This window comes from Achromobacter sp. SIMBA_011 (assembly GCF_046535435.1).
Classification (GTDB): Bacteria; Pseudomonadota; Gammaproteobacteria; order Burkholderiales; family Burkholderiaceae_B; genus Achromobacter; species Achromobacter dolens.
Genome location: NZ_JAWRWN010000199.1, coordinates 1 through 322 on the forward strand (window position 1 = coordinate 1; position 322 = coordinate 322).

The 322-nt window shown below is 60.6% G+C and carries 1 pseudogene; it reads left to right on the forward strand.

What is annotated here, in order from left to right:
- Positions 1–322, forward strand: a pseudogene (locus tag SB816_RS30565) (cytosine permease); the annotation flags it as partial.

Sequence of the window (322 nt, forward strand, 5' to 3'; positions counted from 1 at the left end):
CGCCGGGCATGAAGTGGCCTACATCGTTGGCTTGAGCGGTACCGGCGCCACCGCTGCGCTGCTGTACTTCAGCATCGCGTTTGGCAAGGTCACCATCTCGACGCTGAACTCCTACGGCAGCTTTATGTGCATCGCGACCATCATCAGCGGCTTCCGTGGTCGCCTTGAGGTCACGCGCCTGCAGCGCTTGGTATTCGTGCTGGTGATTGTCGGTACGGCGACCCTGATCGCGTTGCTCGGCCAGCACTCGTTCCTCGGTGCGTTCAAGTCTTTCATCCTGTTCCTGCTGGCGTTCTTCACGCCCTGGAGTGCGATCAACCTG